This is a genomic window from Rahnella sp. RcJ3, from assembly GCF_009498575.1.
GTDB classification, from domain to species: Bacteria; Pseudomonadota; Gammaproteobacteria; order Enterobacterales; family Enterobacteriaceae; genus Rahnella; species Rahnella aceris.
Genome location: NZ_QSNX01000004.1, coordinates 216,940 through 237,512, shown reverse-complemented (window position 1 = coordinate 237,512; position 20,573 = coordinate 216,940). Strand labels below are relative to the sequence as shown.

Genomic DNA, 20,573 nt, shown 5'->3' with positions numbered 1-20,573 from the left:
CTCCCGCCAACCTTTTCCCACACTTGGGCGTATCGTTACGCTCAGGAATGGTGGCATTTAAGCCATTCCCTGTATCCGATCATTGCGCGTCGAGGTTGTTATGAAAAGGTTGTTGTTGATGCTGACCGCTGGCGTGCTGATGTCTGCCAGCTTTGCATCGTTTGCCTATGGCTATTACGGGCATGGTTATTATGGTCACGGCTACTATCACGGTGGATACGGTGGACCGCGCATTATCGTCGGCATCCCCTGGGGACCACCACCGCCTCCGGTGTATTACGGGCCGCCGCCGGTGGTCTACGTTACACCAGCACAACCGCAGACATATGTTGAGAAAACTCCTGACTATGCCTATTACTGCCAGAATCCTGCGGGCTACTATCCGCATGTGCAGCGCTGTCCGCGCGGATGGATGAAGGTGGTTGTAGGTGATTCCGCACCGCGTTAACAGGCGATAATTTCATGAACAGGTTCACTCCGCTGGCGGTTATCGCCCTGACTGCAGCGCTTTCCGGCTGCGTTTCTCCTCCCACCCGGCCCGATGTGATGGTGTTACCCGGCACCGGTAAGGATTATCAGCAATTCCGTATGGATGAAATGGCCTGCCGGAATGACGCCTACAACAGTGTTAACGGCGGCGCACAAACAGCCAACAATAACGCAGTCAATACCGCCGCGGCAGGCACCGTTGTAGGTGCAGCGGCGGGTGCGCTGCTAGGCGCGGCGTCTCATCAGGCCGGAGCGGGCGCGCTGGTTGGCGCAGGCAGTGGTTTGTTGATTGGCAGCGCGATGGGCAGTAACGGCGCAGGTGCCAGCAGCGGTAATTTGCAGGATCAATACGATACCGTCTACACCCAGTGCATGTATGCCAAAGGCAATAAAGTGCCGGTCGATGCCAGCTATGGTTACAGTGCGCAACCTCAGGCACAGTCAGAGGTGCCACCGGACTACTATCCGGCCCCGCCGGAAAACAACGATGTTCCTCCGGATTACGTACCTTAAGTTTTTGCACAATTAAAAAGGCTGCCCGTTCTCTGGCAGCCTTTTGTTTCAGTTCACTTTTCTTCAGTCTTTCGTCGTTCAGGCAAACGGCGCACGGTCATTAAGCACATCATCGATAATGTTCAGCACACCCTCATCACTGTTTGATGGTGCCGTGTATTTTGCGGCAGCTTTGGCCGCTGCCGAGGCGTTGTCCATCGCAAAACCAAATCCGCAATAGCTGAGCATTTCGAGATCATTTCCGCTATCACCGAAGGCCAGCACTTCCTCATCCCGGATACCGTAGATTTTCTGGATTTTTTGCAGGCCGCAGGCTTTGTGATTTCCGCTGATGATCAGATCAACCGAACCGTGCCCGCTGGTAACCGGCGCAACAATATTGCCCAGATGGCGGGTAATTTCGCCCATAAGCGGATAGACGTCATCCTCCCTATAGCTAAGCGCGAATTTGAAAATCGTGTCGTTGATTTCGGCATAATCGCTCACTTTGCTCAGGCGGTGATAGTAACGACGCATCCGGCTGATAAAAGCTTCATCGGTGCCGTTCAGTACATACGCGCCCTTTCTGCCGCAAACGATGGTGTTAATGCCCGGTGTCCGGCTGATCCAGTGCAGTACGTCAGCGACCTGTTCAGGTTCGAGTTTGCCGCAATAAACTTCTTCTTTTTTGTCGACGACATAACCCCCACCTTCCGCCACATAGGCAATCTGTTCATCGATGTCATCGAAGAAAGATTTAAGCTGGTAATACTGATTACCGCTGGCCACCACAAATTTGATATCGCGCGCCAGCAGTTGCTGATATTGCTCGCGAAAACGGATTTTATTGTATTCATGTTGCGGGTTCAGAAAGGTTCCATCCATGTCTACGGCAATAAGTTTTACGGCCATCACAGCTCCTTGCAGGGTCGGATTTTTATCATTAACAGTAAAAGAAGGCTGGCGGGGTTGAGGCGCCAGCGGGCAAATTTGCTACTCAGTTATAAAACCTTGATCTTTGAAAACAATCAATACTTCAGTTTGTATGCGCCAAACGTGATGATAAGAAACGCGGCAGCTACCGCCGAAAATGCCACATATAAACTGGATAAATGGGCGATAAAGCCAATGACTGCCGGGCCACCGAGCACACCGAGATACCCAAGTGTGGCAACCATCGCCACAGACATATTCACCGGCATCACTTTCTCCTGGCCTGCGAGGGTAATCAGTACTGGTACGATATTGGCCGCACCGATACCGACCAGCGCAAACCCGCATAACGGCAGGATCCAGCCCGGTAACAGCACCACCATCAGGTAACCGGCGATCCCCAGCACACCGCCTACCACCAGAATTCTTTTGCGTCCCAGCGCGCTGACAATGGCATCGCCGGTCAGGCGCATCAGCGACATCGCGACAGCAAACACCGCAAAGCCCCAGCCTGCATGTTCCAGCGCCAGCCCGCGCTCACGAGTCAGAAATACGCCACCCCAGTCGAGCACCGCTCCTTCAGCCATAAAACAGATCATCGCCATCACGGCCATCAGCGCAAGGCGAAAATTCGGCCTCGCTTTAGGTTTGCCCTCAGCCCCGTCTTCCTCATGCGCGCCAAACGGTAACATGCCGCGGAAAGACCAGGCAGTCACGATGACAACCAGCGCCACGGCAAAAAACGTGCTGCCGAGCGGGGAAATACCGGCACTGAGCAGTAACGCGCCGCCACCGGCCCCGGCAATACCGCCGACGCTCCACAGGCAATGAAAGCCAGACATCAGCGGTTTATCCGCTGCCTGTTCGACCAGCGTTCCCTGCACATTGACCGCAACATCAGCCAGACCAATTCCCATGCCGAAAATAAACAGACTCAGCGCCAGCAACCCGATATCACTGAACACCGCCAGCAACGGCAACATCAGGCAATACAACACCACGGCGGCCACAATCACCGCCCGGCAACCGAACCGGCCAATAATCCGACCGGAACCCAGCATCGACAACAGTGACCCCGCGCCCAGGCACAGCAACAGTAATCCGAGATCACCCGCTTCGGAATGCGTACGCAACTGCGCGTAAGGTACCAGCGCCGCCCACAACCCCATCGCCATGCCGGTAACAAAAAATATAGCCCGCGTGGCGACACGTCGGGCAGGACTTCCGGCATGCGCGTTTACACTTTCCATTTCAGATGACAGTGACATCAGGTTCCCCCGGCAGAAAATTAATTATTAAAAGACTTTTAATAAGTGGCGAGTATAGAGGTGAGGACAAAAAAAAGTCAATACGGATTACTCGCCGAAAGCGACGTGCAGATTGTAATTATGCAGGGTCAGTTCGGTGATGCCTTGCAGATAATCCTTACGCATGGAGGGGCGGTAAGTCAGTTCAGGCATATGTTGCGCGGGAATATACTGCTGGCAGAGTGCCGTCAGTTGCGGGATCAGCGCTTCGCTGATTTTAGGGCCGGAGAGTGCAATGGTGACCGGGTTGATAATCGCCGTCAGCGAGACAATCACTTTTGCCATCTCCTCCGCCACCGGCAGCGTGTTCAGATGCTCAAACGGCAGGTTGGAAACTTCACCGGCAAACTGGCTTGCGCCCTGTAATACCTGTCCGTTAATCACCATCCCGCATCCGAGACAAGGGACATCCGGCTTAAATACATAGGCAACCGGCGCAGTGACGCCGGCACAACTGCTGCGGTAAAAACCCCAGGCGGTATAGTTCATGTCGTTATCGACTTGCACGTACAGGCCAAAACGGTCACGCAGTTGTTGTTCGATGGCAACACCGGCAAACACCGTGATATCGCAGGTCGCGACGGTGCCTTTCACCACCACACCCGGCAATCCAACGCCCAGCGCTTTAATATTCGGGTAATCTGCCAGCAGCGATTCAATCTGCTGATAAAACGTTGCCAGCATCAGCGGCAAAAAACGAACTTCGCCCTGAGCCAGGCTTTCACCCGTGGCTGAATTCACCGACCAGATAATCTGCGCCGCCGCGTCACTGCCCTGTGCATACAAACTCAGTACGGAGAAGAAGTCCGGGTTATATGCATAGCGCTGCGCCGGACGCCCGCCACGAGAAACTTCCAGTTCCAGCGCCAGTACCTCATGGCGCAGACTCAGTTCATTAAGCACCGCACCACATGTCGCAATGCTCAGGCCGGTAGCAACCGCTAAATCTGCTTTTGTTGCCGACCCCAGTGATTTCAATGCATTAGTGACCAGCACAACATTGTTGATCTTCATTTCACGGGTGGTACGGTTGAGCGGAGTGAACATGTTGCCTCGGGGAATACGGGTAAGAATGAGGGGTAATTTAGCACAAAGAGGGATAATGCTCCGGTTGTCTGACGACAAAAGTCTGCACGCAATGCCATAACCGGCTATAAAAAGTGTTCAGTTTCAATGGAGGCACCCATGATTTCACACATCTGTATCGGCGTTAACGACTTTGAGCGCGCTTACAAATTTTATGCCACGGTGATGGCTGAACTGGGGCATATCCTGAAGTTTTGTGACGATGAAAAACCCTGGGCGGCGTGGATGGCACCTGATGCACCGCGCCCGTTATTTTTGATTGGCAAACCTCTTGATGGCGATACTGCCAGCGCCGGTAACGGCCAGATGGTGGCATTGCTGGCAAAAACACGTCAAACGGTTGATCGGATCTATGAATACGCTATCGCCAATGGCGCAAGGGACGAAGGCCAGCCGGGATTACGTCCGCATTATCATGCGGATTATTACGGCGCGTATTTCCGCGACGCCGATGGCAATAAACTGTGTATTTGTTGTCATGAACCGCAGGTCTGAACCCCTTTCCGCATTATTCGACGTTTTGCACAAGTCTGCCGAGTTCAGTCTCGGCTTCCCCTTCGTGATATCCGTCAGTAAAGCAGGCTCCGGTCACGGGTTCGCTGAGATCCGGGAAGTGATAGACCGCATTCACGCACGACGGACCGCCGCCTGAGTGACCTGCCGAGCGTCCGGCTTTTCCCATTGCGCCGCTCATCAGCCCGAGCGCGTAACCGCATTCGGTCCACGGTCGCCCTTCAAGGGCACCGCCGAGCGGGTATGTCACCCGCATGTCAGCCAGCGACGCCGGGCTGAGGAGTTTGCCGGTGAATAAACCGTGCAACAGTCTGGCGGCGTCCCGCACATTGCCTGCCAGACAACCGTGATACACCCAGCCCGGATCGTACTTTCCGGCGGCTTCACAGTGAAGTTGCGCGAACTCTTCGCGCGTGGTGGCAAGAGAAATGCTGGTGAGCCCGAGCGGTGTGGTGATGATGTCTCCCACCAGTTGCGCAAAACTCTGTCCAGACGCGGCTTCAATCTGCTCGCGTGCCAGCATGTAGCCGACATTGGAATAGGACCAGCCTTCACCGGGTGCAAACAACATGCCTTTGGCTAAGGCGGCATTGAGTAATTTTTGGCGCTCCCAGGGTTGCTCACCGGCAGCGACAGCGTCGTGATAGATTTTCAGCGAGCCGTAATCCGGCAATCCGGCGGTGTGGTTGAGCAGCTGCCGCAGTGTATAAGCCGCGCCGTCAATGCGGCTGTCGGGCTGCAAAACGCCACGTTCACTGAGCTTCAGCGCGCAAATCGCTATCGTGGTTTTGGTGAAACTCCAGTAAGGCAAACGAGCCTCGAAATCCCCTTGCCCCCTTTCTTCCCCTGAGGCTGAAATACAATAAGAATGGAATTGATGCATGACTAACCTCATCGCATGAAAGAAAACGGGCAAGGCCGAAGAATAGCTGATAACAGACTGCTCTGAGTTCCCGGAATGCGCATTCATCTCTCACCGGAGATCGGGTATATTGGTACGCAGATCACAAAAATCCCTTAAAGGAAGACGTCGCACTATGAGTTATCGTTTCACCCTGGCTGCCGTAGCAGCCGTTTTAGCCCTGACAGGATGCGCAAAATCGAAAACCGCCGACCAGGCACCGGCTTTCGATTTTGGCTCCACGCGGGTGACCGTAACGCACGTCCCGACCAAAACCGACGACGGCACCAAGCTGTATGTGACCATTGATGGCAAAGATGCCGGTGCGCTGGGGATTGGCGAGAGTATGGAATTACAACTTCCGGAGGGCAAACATAAAGTCGGCGGCTATGCCCGTTCACTTGTTGGCCGCGTGACCATATCCCCTGTCGAAGTGGCCACTTCGCGCGATGTGATCAGTCATGTAACCTATTCGGTTGCGAACCTCAAACCGACATTCCTTGTTCGCGCATCAACGCCGGTTCCGAAACCGAAGTCAGAATCAATTCCGGCAGAACCCGTTCCGAGCATTCCGAGCATGCCAGCACAAATTGAAGATCCTGCCGCAGCTGAACAGACGCAAACTGTAGCGCCTGCCGCGCCGGTAGCAACTCAGCAAACGCAGACTGCCACACCTGCCGCGCCGGTAACGACCCAGCAAACGCAGACTGTAACACCTGCCGCGCCGGTAACGACTCCGCAAACGCAAACTGCAACACCGGTAACCACGCAGGGGACGCAGGCGCCGAACATCACCGAACTGACGCCCGTCACTCAGTCGCCAGCATCACAAGCGACGCAGGATTCAGCAGCGTCTGTTATCACAGATTTAACCTCCTCCGCTCCGCAAACTTAATCCGCCTTTACCGCTGGTGCCTGATGCACCGGCGGTGACCTGTGGCCTTCCTCAGAATTTCACCACCGCACCCAGCTCAATCACCCGGTTTGGTGGAATATGATAATGTTCCGGCGCACGCAGAGAATTTCGCTGCAATACCTGAAATAGTTTTCCGCGTGCCTTCAGGTACCACGGGCGCGGCTCGCCGAGAATAAAGGTGTCGCGCGACATAAAAAATGAGGTTTCATTCATGTTGCTTTGCAGCCCTTCCAGCCCGCAACGATAAAGGATATCCGTCACATTCGGCTTTTCCCGCCAGCCATAACGGGCGATAACCCGCCAGAATGCCGGTGAAAGCTGTTCGATAATCACCCGCTGTACGTTATGCACATACGGCACATCCTCGGTGACGATAGTCAGTAACACCACGCGCTCATGCAAGATCTTGTTGTGCTTAAGGTTATGCAACAACACCAGCGGCACTTCATATTGCCCGCGCGACATCACCACGGCCGTTCCCGGCACCCGTTGTGGCGGCGCTTTTTCAAGCGAGGTAATCAGAGCCTCCAGCGCTTCCGGATCCTGACGCAAGCGGCGCAGCAACCGCGAACGTTCCGTTTTCCAGGTCAGCATGATCACCAGAATGGTCAGCCCGATTGCCACTGGCAACCAGCCGCCCGAGAAAATTTTGCTCAGGTTGGCGGCAAACAACGGTACATCAATCAGCAACATGGCCGTGATCACCAGGCCGCCAGCCCAGCTTTTCCATCCCCAGTTTTTAATCATCACAATGCCGATCAGTACAGACGTGATCACCATCGTACCGGTGACCACAATACCGTACGCCGAGGCCAGATTACTGGAATGTTTGAAGCTGACGATCGCAATCAGCACGGCAAAATACAGCAGCCAGTTGACGACCGGAATGTAGATTTGCCCCGACTCCACATCGGAGGTGTAAATAATGCGCATCGGCGGCAAATAGCCCATACGCACGGCCTGACGCGTCAGAGAGAACACGCCGGAAATTACCGCCTGCGAAGCAATGACCGTCGCCAGCGTGGCCAGCACCAGCAGCGGAACCAGCGCCCAGTCAGGTGCCAGCAGGAAAAACGGATTCTTAATGGCCGCAGGCTGGCTGAGTAACAACGCGCCCTGCCCGAAATAATTCATCACCAGCGAAGGCCCGACCAGCACAAACCAGGCGATGCGGATGGGTTTCTTACCAAAATGCCCCATATCTGCATATAGCGCTTCGCCACCGGTGACTGAAAGTACCACCATACCGAGTGCGAAAAACGACACGGTTTTGAATTCCACAAAGAAATGCACCGCCCAGTAAGGGTTGAGCGCCTGTAATACGTCAGGATTACGCACGATGCCGCCGATGCCCAGCGCGCCAATCGTGATAAACCATACCACCATCACCGGGGCGAAAATTTTCCCCACGCTACCGGTGCCGTTCTTCTGAATAAAAAACAGCAGCGTCAGAACAGCAATAGAAAACGGAATGATAAAGCGGTCGAGCGATGGCTCGATAATTTCCAGCCCTTCAATCGCCGAAAGCACCGAGATGGCAGGCGTGATAACGCCGTCACCATAGAAGAAGCTGCCGCCGACCAGGCCGATAAACATAATGAACGGGATCCAGCGCGGATTCAGATTGCGGATAGCCAGCGCCATCAGAGTGAGAATGCCGCCCTCCCCGTCGTTATCAGCCCGCATGACGAAACTGATGTATTTAACGGAAACGACCAGCATGAGAAGCCAGAAAATCAATGACAGAAAGCCGAACAGCGCGCTTTGCGTCACGGCGATGCCCGCCTGTCCGGTCAGGCATTCACGCAGGGTATACAACGGGCTGGTACCGATGTCGCCATAGACAACACCGATACAGGCCACGGTCACAGTAAGCAGCGATGATTTATTTTTAGTTTGCTTCATGAGTGGCTTCACAATTTCCGGGGCGACGTTGGTCGTCCCACAGAAAGAGTATAGATACACTCGTACGCCATCGGGTATAGATGAACGCTTTATTATTCAAGGCTAACTTTTGACATTAAGGGCATGATAGTCATGCGTAAAGCGAACCGGTTTAAGGGGGCTTACACATGACGCTCATCTCTGTAAAGGAGATCTTTAACGAGAAATGTCAATAACCGGAACGCCAGGATTACATTTTTTCATCCGTTCAACTAACTTGTACAACCTTTCGTTAATCCCTAGGGTCGCTTCCCGAGTCGGACGTATAGTCTTAGGTGCTACAAAAATCCCCGCTATTTTAATCTCACGCGTCGGAGGTAATCCCTGATAAGTATTAATATCCGGACGACCAATAAGCAGGATCTCATTATGCCATTGGTAATTAGTGTTCTTGAGTATCTTTTGGGGTGGCTGAATTTGATTGTAACCACCGGGAGCAATGATTTCTTTCTTTTTAGATCTGCCCGCGAAAATATTGTCAGCAAGGGCAAAACGGTTATAGACCATACCATTACTGACACCCGCATGATTAGGAAACCATACATCACCGCTGAATGTTCCCATTATATTTTGCACCGGCACATCGAGAATAAATCCTGCTTCGAAAAATAATCCTGATTGCGACCTGACCGTGAGTCCGGCCCCCAGCCGGAAACCGGCCAGCACGTTATCCAGATCAATGAATGAACTTGAAATAATATCCCAGGTTTTAAAAACATCTCTGCCCGGTTTCATGAGCAGTGGTGTATTCACATAGTTAGCAGAAACCGTGTGAATCAGCAGTTGTCTTTTTTTATCACGAGCGTCCCATTTCTTCAACGCTTTGACTTTATCTGCATCGGGAGACTTTAACTTTTTTTTACCGAACATAATGTAACTCCATTACATAATTACTATTAATAAATTCTTCAGATAGGCTTTTCAAATAAATACATAAAATAGATTGAATTTAACGCTTCGATTCTTTGTGAGACCTGCTTTAATAATGACGAATTAGACTGATCGGTATTTTCATTTTGCTGACTGAGTTGCCAGAGTAGGGTTTCAGCGGGCACACCATTGCGCTGCAGGTCCTGCCGTATCTGATATACCGCTGTTTTCAATTCTGACACGGTCATATATTGGCTGTGTTTCTTTTCAGCGTTCAGCAACCGGGCTTCAAGCTCATCAAGATGTTTATTAGCAAGCACTAAACCGTCCAGCGCCGGAATATCTCCCGCCTTTTCATCTACTGTGCGCCGCCATTGAGCACTGTACTGATTTCCCGGATAGGCTTTTTCCAGATGATCAGACAATATTTCACCCTGACGCAGCAATACATCAGAGGGTTGTTCGCTCAGCCATGTCAGCACCGGTGCCGCCTGCGCTAACACTGCCTCTTTTTGCGCATTCAGATCGGCTTCAGGCGCTTTGTTCCAGGCGTCATTTATTTGACGCTCACTGTGTTGCAATGTCAGTAACGGGACGCTCAACTTTTCACTAAAACTCAACGTCTGTGATGAGAACCAGAACGCCGCAGCGACGGCGCAAACCGCTATGCCAGCAGCCATTCCACCGAGCCCCCACAATAACGGGCGCGGGTGATGTGTCTCAGCAAGCTGGATTTCAACCGGTTCTACATCAGGTACGATGTCAGTCAGCAGTGCAGCGACATTTTTCTCACTCAATACCTGAGGAGTCTTATCTACGGGCTCACGTATCGCTTTCGTCACTTTGGCGTGGACCGGATACGGCACGGAACGACAGCGAACCTGCAGGAAATAATGCAGATTGTTCAGCGAGTCATGGCTGCGTGATTGCAGGTTTTTGGACTGTGTGCACAGCACGCCGATACTTCTTTCTACCTGTCGCATTTCCGCGCTGTTTTCCGGCCCGTACTCCAGCGTATAAATATGCGTCGCCACATTGGCATTGAACCAGTCGATCAACTGCTGTCGCTGCTGAACGGCGGCCACCGGCGGCCAGCAGCGCTGGCTGTTGTGGGTAAATGCCGTCGAAAGCAGATCGAGTGCCAGCGCCAGCCCTTTCCAGCTCTTAAGCCGCAGATTGATGAGACAAAACCACATGCCACTCTGCAGGTCGTAGCCATATTCATGGAACAGCTGAAAACACCGTTCTTCCAGCGCATTCCAGTCCAGTCTGGCGGGAATGGTGCCATTCAGCGGGCTTAGCTCACTGCTCAGCAACAGAAAGGATTTGCTGAGCCTCGGATCGTGCCCGTTAATTTTCAGTGCGCGCAAATTCACCCGGTTTTTCATGGTTATCCTTTTCCTGTCACTCAGACGGGTTGTTTCGCGGCAGAGCGTTTGGTCGCTGACTGTTTCGTCAGAGTGAGCTGATCTTTACTGACACCAACCTGCAGGCGGATATCGGCTTTGCTTTCGACCGCCAGCAGACGGTCGGTCAGCAACGGCAGCAGTTCCCGATTCAGGACGGCATCAATTTCACGCGCCCCGCTTTGTTCGACCTGACAGCGGCTGGCCATGAACTCCACCACTTTTTCGCTGTAGCTCAGGGAGGAATTACCTTCACCGGCACCGCTAAAGCGTTTGCATACTTTATCGATTTTGAGACGGATGATTTTTGCCAGTGTTTCGCCCACGACCGGCAGATAAGGGATCAGCTGTAAACGTCCCATCAGCGCCGGACGGAAGTACTGATCGAATTCAGGCCGCAGGAGTGCTGTCAACGCTTTCTGATCCGTATTTCCGGCGGCACAGGCGGTCATCACGCGATCGCTGGCCAGATTGCTGGTCAGAATAATCAGGGTATTGCGGAAATTGATCAGTTGGCCTTCAGCGTCTTCCATCACGCCTTTATCAAATACCTGATAGAAAATCTCCATCACATCCGGATGGGCTTTCTCAACTTCATCGAGCAGCACCACGCTGTATGGACGACGACGCACCGCCTCGGTCAGCACACCGCCCTGCCCATAACCCACATACCCGGGCGGGGAACCTTTCAGGCCTGATACAGAATGTGCTTCCTGATACTCGGACATATTGATGGTAATTAAACTTTGCTCGCCACCGAAAAGCAGCTCAGACAAGGCCAGCGCCGTTTCTGTTTTCCCAACTCCGGAGGGCCCGGCCAGCATAAAGACGCCGGTCGGCTTAACCGGATCCGCCAGATTGGCGCGCCCGATGCGGATTTGCTGCGCAATGTCCGCTAATGCGTGGGATTGCCCGATCACCCGGCTTTCCAGACGTGCAACCAGATCGCCGAGCTGTTGCTGCTCTTTTTCCATCATCCGGCCCAGCGGAATACCGGTCCAGCCAGCAATCACATCTGCGACACAGGTCGCATCCACGCAGTCATACACCAGAGCTTGATCTTTATGCATCTCAGCCAGTTGCACACGCAATGCGGCAATCTGCGCCACATCCTCAATACTATTCATTTGCGCCACGATCTGCTGTTGCTGACGCCAGACCGGCAGCAGTGCCTCCAGACTTTGCTTCAGTTCGCTTTCACGCTGGTCCAGCCATTTCACCCGGGAGGGATTCTCGCCCTCTTTCAGCAGACTTTCCCGCTCAGTGTGAATGTTGCTGATCATCGCATTAAGATCTTCGATCTCTTTGGGCTCATGGCACTGTGAAATCGCCACCCGAGCGCAGGCGGTGTCCAGCAAGCTGATGGATTTGTCCGGCAACTGGCGGCCAGAAATATAGCGGCTGGAGAGGCGAACAGCGGCCACGAGCGCGCTTTCGAGGATTTGCACGCCATGATGTTTACTGAGAGCCGGTTTCAGGGATCGCAGCATGGCGATGGCGGTCTCTTCATCAGGCTCCGCCACTTTGATCACCTGAAAACGTCGTGCCAGGGCAGCATCTTTCTCAAAATATTTTTTGTATTCAGCCCAGGTGGTGGCTGCCACCACGCGCATTTCCCCACGAGCCAGCGCTGGTTTAAGCAGGTTAGCAGCGTCGTTCTGACCGGCCTGACCACCCGCGCCAATCAGTGTATGCGCCTCATCAATGAACAGAATGACCGGAGACGGGTATTCTTTCACTTCACGCAACAGGGTTTGCAGGCGGTTTTCAAATTCGCCTTTCACGCTGGCACCGGCCTGAAGCAACCCCATATCCAGCGACAGAATCTCCATTGACTTCAACGCTTCCGGTACAGTGCCATCCGCAATGCGTTGTGCCAGCCCTTCAACCAGCGCGGTTTTCCCCACTCCCGGTTCACCGGTCAGCACCGGGTTGTTCTGACGGCGGCGTAATAGCACGTCGATCAGTTGACGAATTTCAGGCTCGCGACCCAGCGCGGGATCCAGTGCCGCATCACGCGCCTGTTCAGTCAGGTTACGGGTAAATTTCATCACCGCAGAATCCGTATTGTGGCGGGTTGCAGCAGGATGATTCGTGGCCTGTACCGGTGCGCAGGCATCGTGCAGCAACCGGTCTGCGCGATCAGCCTGACACAGCAGCGCCTGCTGTAAGGCTGACGACAGGTGAATCTGATTGTCTTTTTCACTGGCAATCAGGCTACCCAGAAAAGCCTGTACCGGCAGTTGTGTTTGCTGCCAGCAGGCACTGGCGTGCAACCAGGATTTCTCCAGGTGTTCGACCAGCAGCTCCGATAATACCGGGCTACGCGTATTGCCGCTGCGCAGGTGGTTGAGACTGACTTTCAGCGCATCGACTAACGCATCACCCCGCAATCCGGCATTCAGACAGAGTTGCTCAATCAGCGCAGGCTGACGGGTCACCAGTGCGAGCAGTAAATGCTCGATGTCCACTTCGTGATGCGTACGGCTGACGGCCAGACTGATCGCGGCATCAAGGCACTCACGTGCCTCGACATTCATTTTCTCAACAATTTTCTTCAGGTAGTTACCCATAAATTATCCTTTCTAAATTTTTCAAAAGGCGTCCTGACCAGACGCTCAGTGACATCCGGTAATGCGGACAGGCAGTTGCGAGAACGCACTTTTCAGCGCTGTCGGTCGTTGTTTTTCCGCTTTTTTAAGGCCGGTTTCCTGCTGCGCCTCAGCGTTGTCATTCAGTGCCTGATTGAGTTCCTGCCACTGATGCCAGCGATCCTGCACCGCGTTCTGTGAGCCGCTCTGATAACGCACCATGACTTCTTTGATGCCCAGTGCCGTCAGCTGAGCGGCATCATCCGGGAAATCTTCCGCTTTGAAACGATGCTGCCCGTCGGAAATGTCCTGCAGGAAATCAGGCCATGCGGCGTCGCCGAAGTATTCGTACGTCAGATCGAAACCAGGGAACTTGATCACCAGCGTGGCACGACTGCAATGCCCCGGACGCCAGCGGAATGCCGCCTGTTCGCTGAAGTTCATGCTATTGAGCTTCCACTGTTGCTCATCGCAGAACAGCGTCAACTGAGTGCCCACCGGCATTAGCCGCGCACCGCCGGGAATGGTGGCAGGCAGGCTTTTAAGCGTCAGTTCCAGCGGTTTTGCTTCCAGTGCCGCCATTTGAGCCTCCAGATCGGCCTGCTCATCTTTCAGGGCGGCCAGCGCATCGTCATTGCGGGTATTTTCACGTTCCGGCATCGCCAGCACGTCATCCGGACGCAACACGTGATTGACCATTCGCAGAAATTCCGGTGTCAGGCCCGGTGTCTGCCCGTTGAATTCGCCCGCTTTTGGCCCGTTATCTTCAACCACCAGCACACTTTTTGCCGGTCCCCGGATAAAGTCAGACAGGTATTGCCACGCCAGATCCTGTTGGTCGTCGTACTCCAGACGGCGGGCATTATTTTCCATTGGCCACAGCACCCGGCTCTGCCATTGCTGTTCAAGCCAGCAGGCAGAACGCTGCATGGCATGCGCCACCAGCCAGTGCGCATCATTCTGATACAACGCCCACACCGCGTTGGAGGCAAAATCATCGCGTTCCGCCGACAGGTTCTTACGCAGCACGTTAAAACGGCTGTCGAGTAATTGCAGTGGATTGCTGTCGCCCGCCGCGCCGGTCTGGAACAGTCCGCGCGTCAGACGATCGCTGCTTTTCGGCGTAGCAAACACGTCCGAAACCGCCGCATGCAGACTGTTTTTCCAGGCATTCCAGTTTTTCACATTGAGATCGGAAAGCACGGGTGTCAGGGTTTTGCTGTCGATTTTCAGCAGTGCTGAAATTTTCTTCTGAAAAGACTGCTGGACCTTGCTGATACGCGGTATCAGCGCACCGGGTACCGACATAGCCTGTAACTGATTCAACCGGCGCAGCTCGCGCAACCAGGGCTCGGCATCCTGAGCACGGATGTCTTCTAGTTGTTCATTGACGTAACGGGAAAATTTCATTGATGGGCTGTTACCCTGATCGAGCGTAATCAGCGCGGTTTGCCACTCTTCGCTGGTCAGCTCCGGGGCGGGTTGCTGGTTCATCGCCAGCATCATCGTCATCCATTGCGTCTGGCGCAGCGCAGGCCAGTGCTGTTCAAAAGCCACTAGCGCAGGCATCGGGACCTGTTCACCTCCTGCGCGACGGATTTCCTTCAACCAGCCCTGAATTTGTGCGGTGCCCTGTAGCGTCCACAGACCACTGACCTGCGTTTTATCCTCATACGAGGGCAGGAAATCCGTCAGATTCACTGGCGTCAGATCGCCTGAAGGAGCCACCAGCCATGCCATCTGCGGATCACTGTTGACCAAACGTCCGAGCAATTCGCGCAGTACCACAAGTTGCTTGCCGCCTTCCGGCAACTGTAACAGCGCGCGTTGCAACACTACATCCTGTTGATAGGGTAAGGACACGGTGGCCCCGGTCATGCTCAGCGCCGCCGGAACCGGCGCCTGTTTTATCAGCTCACTGACCGGCTGTTTTTCCCACATGGCCTGTTTAGTGATAAGCGTGCTTGCCAGGTTCAGAATCAACTCGCGTTTTTGCTGTGGATCGGCGTCGGTGAACAGCTGCTGGTAGTTATCTGCTATCTCCCGCAGGTTCACCTTATCGCGTGGGGATGCAGCAAGAATGCTGGCCTCAAGCTGCGTATGGCGATGGTTGAGCACGGGAACAAAAGGTAAATATTTCAGCGGATGTGCATTCCAGTGTTCAATGTTCTCAAGCTGCTGAACCTGCGCCGTGACATCCATTTGCGCGGGCGAGCCCCCGGTGAGGCGGTTGGTGAAATAACCGGAAAACAGCACATAGGTTATTGCCAGCACACTGAAGGTCATCGCCCCCCATTTATGCAGATAGCGACGGCCAAACCCGACAGGCTCAATTTCACGCTGGCGGCTTAGTTCAGGCAGTAATCGGGCCATCAGGTCATGGATAAAGAAAGCCTGACGCGAAGCACTGTTTTTGCTGACAGGTTCAGTGGCGGTAAACCAGATACCACCCAGTGCTGCGGGCTGAAAGTAAGCGTCCGGCTCACACAGGGCGGCCAGATAACGTTGCAGTGCAGGTTGCAATTTCGGTAGCTGTTCAGGGAAATCCATCAACGCCAGCGTGTCGCCATCCGGTTCGCCGCCCGAAAGCATGCTGACACGCACTTTATCCAGCCCGTCTTTCACGCACGTAAACAGCGGATCCAGCAAGGCCGGATCTTTCCCGTCGACGACAGGCGAACGGCGCCAGTAGTAACCCAGCGGTTGCTGGCGCTGTTCGGCGGAGAGATTATTGGCCCAGTGGCTGAAACCGGGCACCCGGTCACAACAAGTGATAAACAGATACACCGGCAGACGGCGTTTGACTTTACTGACCAGCGGTTCGATCTGCGTGCGGATATGCCGCGCATGCAGATGCAGTTCCGCGTCATCTTTTTCGAGCAACTCACTGACCGACACGCACACCACGATGCCACCCGGCGCAGGCAGACGGGCACACCAGTTCACCAGACGCAACCAGCCGCGCTCGAAGGCCGGGGTTTTATTCAGAAAATGGCTGGAGAGGTCGAGAAAACCTGCGGAACGAAAAAACCACCAGCGTAAGGTTCGGGTCGGCACAACCAGAGAACTTTCCGGTTCATTAGAAAACAGCGGTAATCCTGCACCGGCCATCAGCGTCGTTTTACCACTTCGCCCGCCAGTGAGTATAAACCAGGGTATTGGCTGTTTGCGTCTTCTGATGCGCTTAATTACCGCAGCCCCGGTTTTCCAGTGTTCGAATAAAACATATTCCAGCCGGGTGAGTTTAAATCTTGCCTTCAGGGAGGAGATATATTTCGCCTGCGCCATACCGGAAACAGATCCCCAGACAAACCGGGAAAATAAAACGGCGAGGATCAATATCAGCCACAAAATTAATGCATGCAGGAGTGTTTGTTCGAAAACAACAGACATGACAATACAAACAATAAGTAACAGGCACAGAAATAGTGTCCATGCGACAAAGGAAAGTAATTTTTTAAACATGATAGGTTACCTGAAAAATATCCCTAAGCCGGTGGACAAAATCACTAAATAGACGACAACAGGCAGTGCCAGTAACAGCCCTTTACGCTGGCGTAGTTTTTTCACCACCGTTTTATTTTTTTCGCCGCCGCCTGCGTCCTGTTCAACCAGCAAGGCATTGTTCGGCCAGTGACGCCAGGCTTGTGGCAAGCACTGCCGCTCATCCTCGATGCGCTGTTGCAAAAGCTGCGCATCCTGTGAGGTATATTTTCCGTGGAAGCCCATCAGCAGACAGAACAGATACACCATTCTCAGTTGTGTATTGGTTTTATCGGTTTGATCCAGCCGGTCGAAAAACGCTTCGCCGCCGACAGAAATATCAAAATAATATTTCTGCAACAGATTACTTCGCCATTCTTTCACCCACTCCGCGCGGGATCTTAATACCCGCTCATCTACCCACAGCACCACCGCGAAATAAGCATCATCGCAGTCTGCTTTTTCATGATGACGTTCTGACTCAAGCAGGGCCTGCTGTAATAAAGTAATAATTTTTTCGCGAAACTCTCTGTAATCAGAATATTCCTGCGGATTAATAAAAAACGCCGTCACATAGCGAAACAGCGGTAAATAACAATTGAGCAAACTCATCATGAAGGCACCACAAATATAATCTGCACCTGAAGATCTTCCGGCATATCTGGCCAGTAGAAGGAAATGCTGCTGTGCTGCCGGGCTTTGTTCCACAATTCGCTATCCTGCTCGACAAGGAAATAATGCGAATCTCTGCGGTTTGGTACACCCCGCGGTGGCTGTGGACAACGAACTACCGGAATGCCCGGCAGAGCATGCTGGATCAGCGGTTCAATCATTCTTGGTGAAGCCAGTTTGATGCCGCCCGGATTTTTTATCTGACGATTTTCCATCGGCATGCTGGCGGAACGTAACAGCAGCAGTACCGTTTCGGGATTTTTACTCTGCGCGCTGTCAAAGCTTCCGGTGAACACGCCCTGAAGATCGTTTTCCAGCGTGATGTACGTATTGTCCTCAAGCACAAGACTGTTCAACAAGGTAATCAGCGTCTTACGGGCGCTTTCGAAACAACTCAGCAATTCATTGTGGTTGTAGGTTTGCAGTGAATTTTCACCGTCGTGCCACTCACCAAGGAAGGTGCAGCTGTCATTGAATGAGGAAAGATCGCCCACCAGCTGGCACAACACGTTGTAGACTTGCCACGGATGAACCTGGCGCGCCTGACAGAAATTTTTCAGTTGTGGCAACACCCGGTTGAGAGAACGCATCGCTAACAACTGTGTCACCTGGTCGCCACGGTCGGCATCGCTGACCAGTCGCTCTGAGCGTTTGTATTCTTCAAGCTTCCTGGCCCGCGCACTCAGTTCAAAATAAATAGTGTCAATCAGCTTGCCGAGGCTGAATGATCCAAAAAGTGTCACGGAAGGTGGCGAGAATGTCGGATCGAGGATCACCCGTTCGTTTTCATAACGCAGTCGGGTGAGTGGAATGCATTCGCAGTCAACCGCATCGTCTTTTTCAACGTCCGTCAGCAACCTGACGTTGTAGCACAGGCGTGCCACTGCAGCATCCGGCGCATGATCATAGACATCTTTCATCACCCGCTCTTCGCTGGTGTTGATCCAGCGCGTGACGGCGCGATCATGCTCTTTTTCCAGCGTGGTGACATTACTGTGCAGCGGATCAAAGCGACGTAAAGCCAGCCAGATGGTCAGCGGCTGATCGCGCTGTTTCCAGAGGTCACGGAAGTTGCGTTGTTCAACACGGCTGTTGCCGGGCAGTGAGAGCAAGGTACCGCCGGGCAAAATACAACGGATCTGCTCAACGCTGATCACGTAGTCGCTCAGTGCTGCTTCATTAATACTCACCTCAATCAGCCCGTGATTATAGGGCTGCGCCAGCCGCAAATGCTGCGCGAGGTTCCATTCATAATGCAGGTCAAGTGACTGAAAGTGCTGCGGCTGCAGATAAAGCCCGGAATGCCAGTAAATTTGCTGTTGTTCTGGATACATTATTTTTTCTCTCCGGCAACAGGGACATCTGCACTGACAATACTTTCACTGCCTAAGGTGACAGAAAGAGTGACCGGCGCTAAATGCGCCTGCCAGACAGGCTCCCACCAGCCAGTGCTCTCAGACTCTACCGGCACCAGTGCGCTGACCATGTGTTTCTTTACCGGGAACGGATAGTAGCCTGCGACCAGCGCCACATTGCGGGTATCTCGGGCGCGATCAATATGCACCGTGTTGGTTTGTCCCGGCATCATGACGTAACGATCCACCTGCAAAACGTCTCCTTCGCTGCCGGCACCGGCAAACAAGCTTTTCAGCGTCGCGGGATTACCCAGTATTTTATCCAGCGTCGGTTTATCCTTGGCTTGTAGCAGTAATACTGTACAGCTGTTGGGCATGTCGTTCAGGCTGTTCAGCCCCGGCTCAGCCCGCAGTTGCAGAGTGATAGCCCCATTCGCGAAAGGCGCAGCCACTTCGCTGATCGCCTTCTGACGGCTTTGCCCATCATCTGACGCGCAACCTGCCAGCAGCATGACACTCAGTATCAGCCCGGTCAGTCCCCTTTTCCCCCTCATTCTCTGCCGTGTCCTTTCAATACTTTGTTGATATCGCGCATACTGCTGTCATCCTGCAACATCTCTTCCAGCCATTCGGTCAACGTCATAGCCGCCCAGCGCGCCGCACGCTCCATCAGAAAAGGGACGGGGCTTGACGGTTCGGTCTGGCGGAAAAAATGGGCAATGGTCAGCATCTGGCTGATGGCCAGATCCCGTGACATCGTTTGTTTTTTGGTGTTATTCATCAGTGAACTGACGTCATTGGCTTGCTCATCTTCGTCAGGCATTAATACGTTAAGGGTCATCACGTCGTCATATGCCGGTGCCGCACGGTCAAACAGGCGTTTCACAAATTCCTGCATTTCGGCGACGGCACTACGCATCTGCCCCATTGCCAGAGAATCAGCCTGCGGATTCAGCTGACCATAGAGGGTTTCAAGCGTATCCAGCATAGTCATCAGTTGAGTTAACGCCTCGTTCTGTGCGGCAACTTTCTGCGGATCCAGTGTGGCAGCCCAACGGTTGAAGGTATCCATCGAGAAATCATCGTCACTGCCCCGTTCCGCAGCGCTGTCAGGTTTCATCGTCACCCGGTGCTCATAAGCGAGCACCTTGCGCCAGTGATCCAGCGTGCTTTCCGGCTGTCCAAACAGAGGATGACAATGCAGCATTTGCGCCAACTGGCGGTCCAGACGATTAATCATGCCATGGCGGATTATGACGCCGTCCTCATCCAGCTCCGGCCAGCCGGTTTGCCAGTAAGTTTGTATAAACGGTATCAGAAAACCGGTACCGTCCAGCAGGCCGCGGATCCCGTGCTGCTGGCTCAACCCTTCGATCAGCCAGCAAGCCACCTGCAAATCTTTGCTTTCTGCCTGCAAAACCTTCGCGCTTAAGCGAACGACTTTGCTCCAGTCGGCTTTACGCAATTCAGTGGCCCATTCGCCCTGCGGCAAATAGTCAGGATCGCTTTCCCGCGCCTCACGGATTTCGTTATAGACCGGCTCATATTCCATGTTGCGCCCGACAGGATGATCGCCACTGAACGGGGCAAGCAAGGGCTCAAAATTCATTATCAT

At 53.5% G+C, this 20,573-nt stretch carries 17 protein-coding genes; 4 read left to right on the top strand and 13 right to left on the bottom strand.

What is annotated here, in order from left to right; genetic code table 11:
- The first annotated feature begins 100 nt into the window (after window positions 1–100).
- Both DXU84_RS07550 and DXU84_RS07545 read left to right on the top strand, forming a co-directional pair.
- A complete protein-coding gene (locus tag DXU84_RS07550; RefSeq protein ID WP_013578198.1) occupies window positions 101–448 on the top strand; it encodes a hypothetical protein in 348 nt (115 codons plus the stop codon).
- Window positions 449–462: 14 nt separating this feature from the next.
- A complete protein-coding gene (locus DXU84_RS07545; RefSeq protein WP_112151391.1) occupies window positions 463–1,002 on the top strand; it encodes a glycine zipper family protein in 540 nt (179 codons plus the stop codon).
- A 78-nt stretch (window positions 1,003–1,080) separates the two neighbouring features.
- On the opposite strand, the gene DXU84_RS07540 is transcribed toward DXU84_RS07545, so the two are convergent.
- The 3 genes from DXU84_RS07540 to DXU84_RS07530 form a co-directional block, all read right to left on the bottom strand.
- Window positions 1,081–1,893, bottom strand: coding sequence for a Cof-type HAD-IIB family hydrolase (locus tag DXU84_RS07540; protein ID WP_112151392.1), 813 nt, complete (start codon window positions 1,891–1,893; stop codon window positions 1,081–1,083).
- A 116-nt stretch (window positions 1,894–2,009) separates the two neighbouring features.
- Window positions 2,010–3,182 carry an MFS transporter gene (locus DXU84_RS07535; RefSeq protein WP_112151393.1) on the bottom strand — a complete coding sequence of 391 codons (1,173 nt, stop codon included), beginning with the start codon at window positions 3,180–3,182 and terminating at the stop codon, window positions 2,010–2,012.
- A gap of 87 nt (window positions 3,183–3,269) precedes the next feature.
- Window positions 3,270–4,268: an ROK family protein gene (locus tag DXU84_RS07530; protein WP_153375290.1), complete on the bottom strand. Its 999-nt coding sequence runs from the start codon at window positions 4,266–4,268 to the stop codon at window positions 3,270–3,272.
- Window positions 4,269–4,406: 138 nt separating this feature from the next.
- Between DXU84_RS07530 and DXU84_RS07525 the strand changes: the two genes are divergently transcribed.
- Window positions 4,407–4,802 carry a VOC family protein gene (locus tag DXU84_RS07525; RefSeq protein WP_037032896.1) on the top strand — a complete coding sequence of 132 codons (396 nt, stop codon included), beginning with the start codon at window positions 4,407–4,409 and terminating at the stop codon, window positions 4,800–4,802.
- 13 nt (window positions 4,803–4,815) lie between these two features.
- Here the strand turns inward: DXU84_RS07525 and DXU84_RS07520 are convergent, their stop codons facing one another.
- Window positions 4,816–5,703, bottom strand: coding sequence for a serine hydrolase (locus DXU84_RS07520; RefSeq protein ID WP_153375288.1), 888 nt, complete (start codon window positions 5,701–5,703; stop codon window positions 4,816–4,818).
- Window positions 5,704–5,857: 154 nt separating this feature from the next.
- Between DXU84_RS07520 and DXU84_RS07515 the strand changes: the two genes are divergently transcribed.
- Window positions 5,858–6,616, top strand: coding sequence for a hypothetical protein (locus DXU84_RS07515; RefSeq protein WP_153375286.1), 759 nt, complete (start codon window positions 5,858–5,860; stop codon window positions 6,614–6,616).
- 51 nt (window positions 6,617–6,667) lie between these two features.
- Here DXU84_RS07515 and kup read toward each other — a convergent pair whose 3' ends face one another.
- The 9 genes from kup to tssA all read right to left on the bottom strand — a co-directional run bounded on the left by kup (window position 6,668) and on the right by tssA (window position 20,573).
- Window positions 6,668–8,542: a low affinity potassium transporter Kup gene (kup, locus tag DXU84_RS07510; protein ID WP_013578190.1), complete on the bottom strand. Its 1,875-nt coding sequence runs from the start codon at window positions 8,540–8,542 to the stop codon at window positions 6,668–6,670.
- A 195-nt stretch (window positions 8,543–8,737) separates the two neighbouring features.
- Window positions 8,738–9,451, bottom strand: coding sequence for a hypothetical protein (locus DXU84_RS07505; protein WP_153375284.1), 714 nt, complete (start codon window positions 9,449–9,451; stop codon window positions 8,738–8,740).
- Window positions 9,452–9,489: 38 nt separating this feature from the next.
- Window positions 9,490–10,839, bottom strand: coding sequence for a VasL domain-containing protein (locus DXU84_RS07500; protein WP_153375282.1), 1,350 nt, complete (start codon window positions 10,837–10,839; stop codon window positions 9,490–9,492).
- Between the two features lie 20 nt (window positions 10,840–10,859).
- Complete coding sequence (tssH, locus tag DXU84_RS07495) at window positions 10,860–13,430, bottom strand: type VI secretion system ATPase TssH (RefSeq protein ID WP_153375280.1); 2,571 nt, start codon at window positions 13,428–13,430, stop codon at window positions 10,860–10,862.
- 45 nt (window positions 13,431–13,475) lie between these two features.
- The gene (locus tag DXU84_RS07490; RefSeq protein ID WP_153375278.1) at window positions 13,476–16,913 is read right to left on the bottom strand and encodes a type VI secretion protein IcmF/TssM N-terminal domain-containing protein; all 3,438 of its coding nucleotides are present in this window, start codon (window positions 16,911–16,913) and stop codon (window positions 13,476–13,478) included.
- A gap of 6 nt (window positions 16,914–16,919) precedes the next feature.
- Window positions 16,920–17,546: a DotU family type IV/VI secretion system protein gene (locus tag DXU84_RS07485; protein ID WP_121019906.1), complete on the bottom strand. Its 627-nt coding sequence runs from the start codon at window positions 17,544–17,546 to the stop codon at window positions 16,920–16,922.
- Window positions 17,543–18,937 carry a type VI secretion system baseplate subunit TssK gene (gene tssK / locus DXU84_RS07480; RefSeq protein WP_013578184.1) on the bottom strand — a complete coding sequence of 465 codons (1,395 nt, stop codon included), beginning with the start codon at window positions 18,935–18,937 and terminating at the stop codon, window positions 17,543–17,545. Before tssK ends, DXU84_RS07485 begins: the two co-directional genes overlap by 4 nt.
- Window positions 18,937–19,512 carry a type VI secretion lipoprotein TssJ gene (locus DXU84_RS07475; protein ID WP_013578183.1) on the bottom strand — a complete coding sequence of 192 codons (576 nt, stop codon included), beginning with the start codon at window positions 19,510–19,512 and terminating at the stop codon, window positions 18,937–18,939. The genes tssK and DXU84_RS07475 overlap by 1 nt, the downstream gene beginning before the upstream one ends.
- Complete coding sequence (tssA, locus tag DXU84_RS07470) at window positions 19,509–20,573, bottom strand: type VI secretion system protein TssA (RefSeq protein WP_013578182.1); 1,065 nt, start codon at window positions 20,571–20,573, stop codon at window positions 19,509–19,511. Before tssA ends, DXU84_RS07475 begins: the two co-directional genes overlap by 4 nt.

Coding starts and splice junctions, on each gene's coding strand:
- DXU84_RS07550 (WP_013578198.1), top strand. CDS start 101: ATGAAAAGGTTGTTGTTGATGCTGACCGCTGGCGTGCTGATGTCTGCC.
- DXU84_RS07545 (WP_112151391.1), top strand. CDS start 463: ATGAACAGGTTCACTCCGCTGGCGGTTATCGCCCTGACTGCAGCGCTT.
- DXU84_RS07540 (WP_112151392.1), bottom strand. CDS start 1,893: ATGGCCGTAAAACTTATTGCCGTAGACATGGATGGAACCTTTCTGAAC.
- DXU84_RS07535 (WP_112151393.1), bottom strand. CDS start 3,182: ATGTCACTGTCATCTGAAATGGAAAGTGTAAACGCGCATGCCGGAAGT.
- DXU84_RS07530 (WP_153375290.1), bottom strand. CDS start 4,268: ATGTTCACTCCGCTCAACCGTACCACCCGTGAAATGAAGATCAACAAT.
- DXU84_RS07525 (WP_037032896.1), top strand. CDS start 4,407: ATGATTTCACACATCTGTATCGGCGTTAACGACTTTGAGCGCGCTTAC.
- DXU84_RS07520 (WP_153375288.1), bottom strand. CDS start 5,703: ATGCATCAATTCCATTCTTATTGTATTTCAGCCTCAGGGGAAGAAAGG.
- DXU84_RS07515 (WP_153375286.1), top strand. CDS start 5,858: ATGAGTTATCGTTTCACCCTGGCTGCCGTAGCAGCCGTTTTAGCCCTG.
- kup (WP_013578190.1), bottom strand. CDS start 8,542: ATGAAGCAAACTAAAAATAAATCATCGCTGCTTACTGTGACCGTGGCC.
- DXU84_RS07505 (WP_153375284.1), bottom strand. CDS start 9,451: ATGTTCGGTAAAAAAAAGTTAAAGTCTCCCGATGCAGATAAAGTCAAA.
- DXU84_RS07500 (WP_153375282.1), bottom strand. CDS start 10,839: ATGAAAAACCGGGTGAATTTGCGCGCACTGAAAATTAACGGGCACGAT.
- tssH (WP_153375280.1), bottom strand. CDS start 13,430: ATGGGTAACTACCTGAAGAAAATTGTTGAGAAAATGAATGTCGAGGCA.
- DXU84_RS07490 (WP_153375278.1), bottom strand. CDS start 16,913: ATGTTTAAAAAATTACTTTCCTTTGTCGCATGGACACTATTTCTGTGC.
- DXU84_RS07485 (WP_121019906.1), bottom strand. CDS start 17,546: ATGATGAGTTTGCTCAATTGTTATTTACCGCTGTTTCGCTATGTGACG.
- tssK (WP_013578184.1), bottom strand. CDS start 18,937: ATGTATCCAGAACAACAGCAAATTTACTGGCATTCCGGGCTTTATCTG.
- DXU84_RS07475 (WP_013578183.1), bottom strand. CDS start 19,512: ATGAGGGGGAAAAGGGGACTGACCGGGCTGATACTGAGTGTCATGCTG.
- tssA (WP_013578182.1), bottom strand. CDS start 20,573: ATGATAATGAATTTTGAGCCCTTGCTTGCCCCGTTCAGTGGCGATCAT.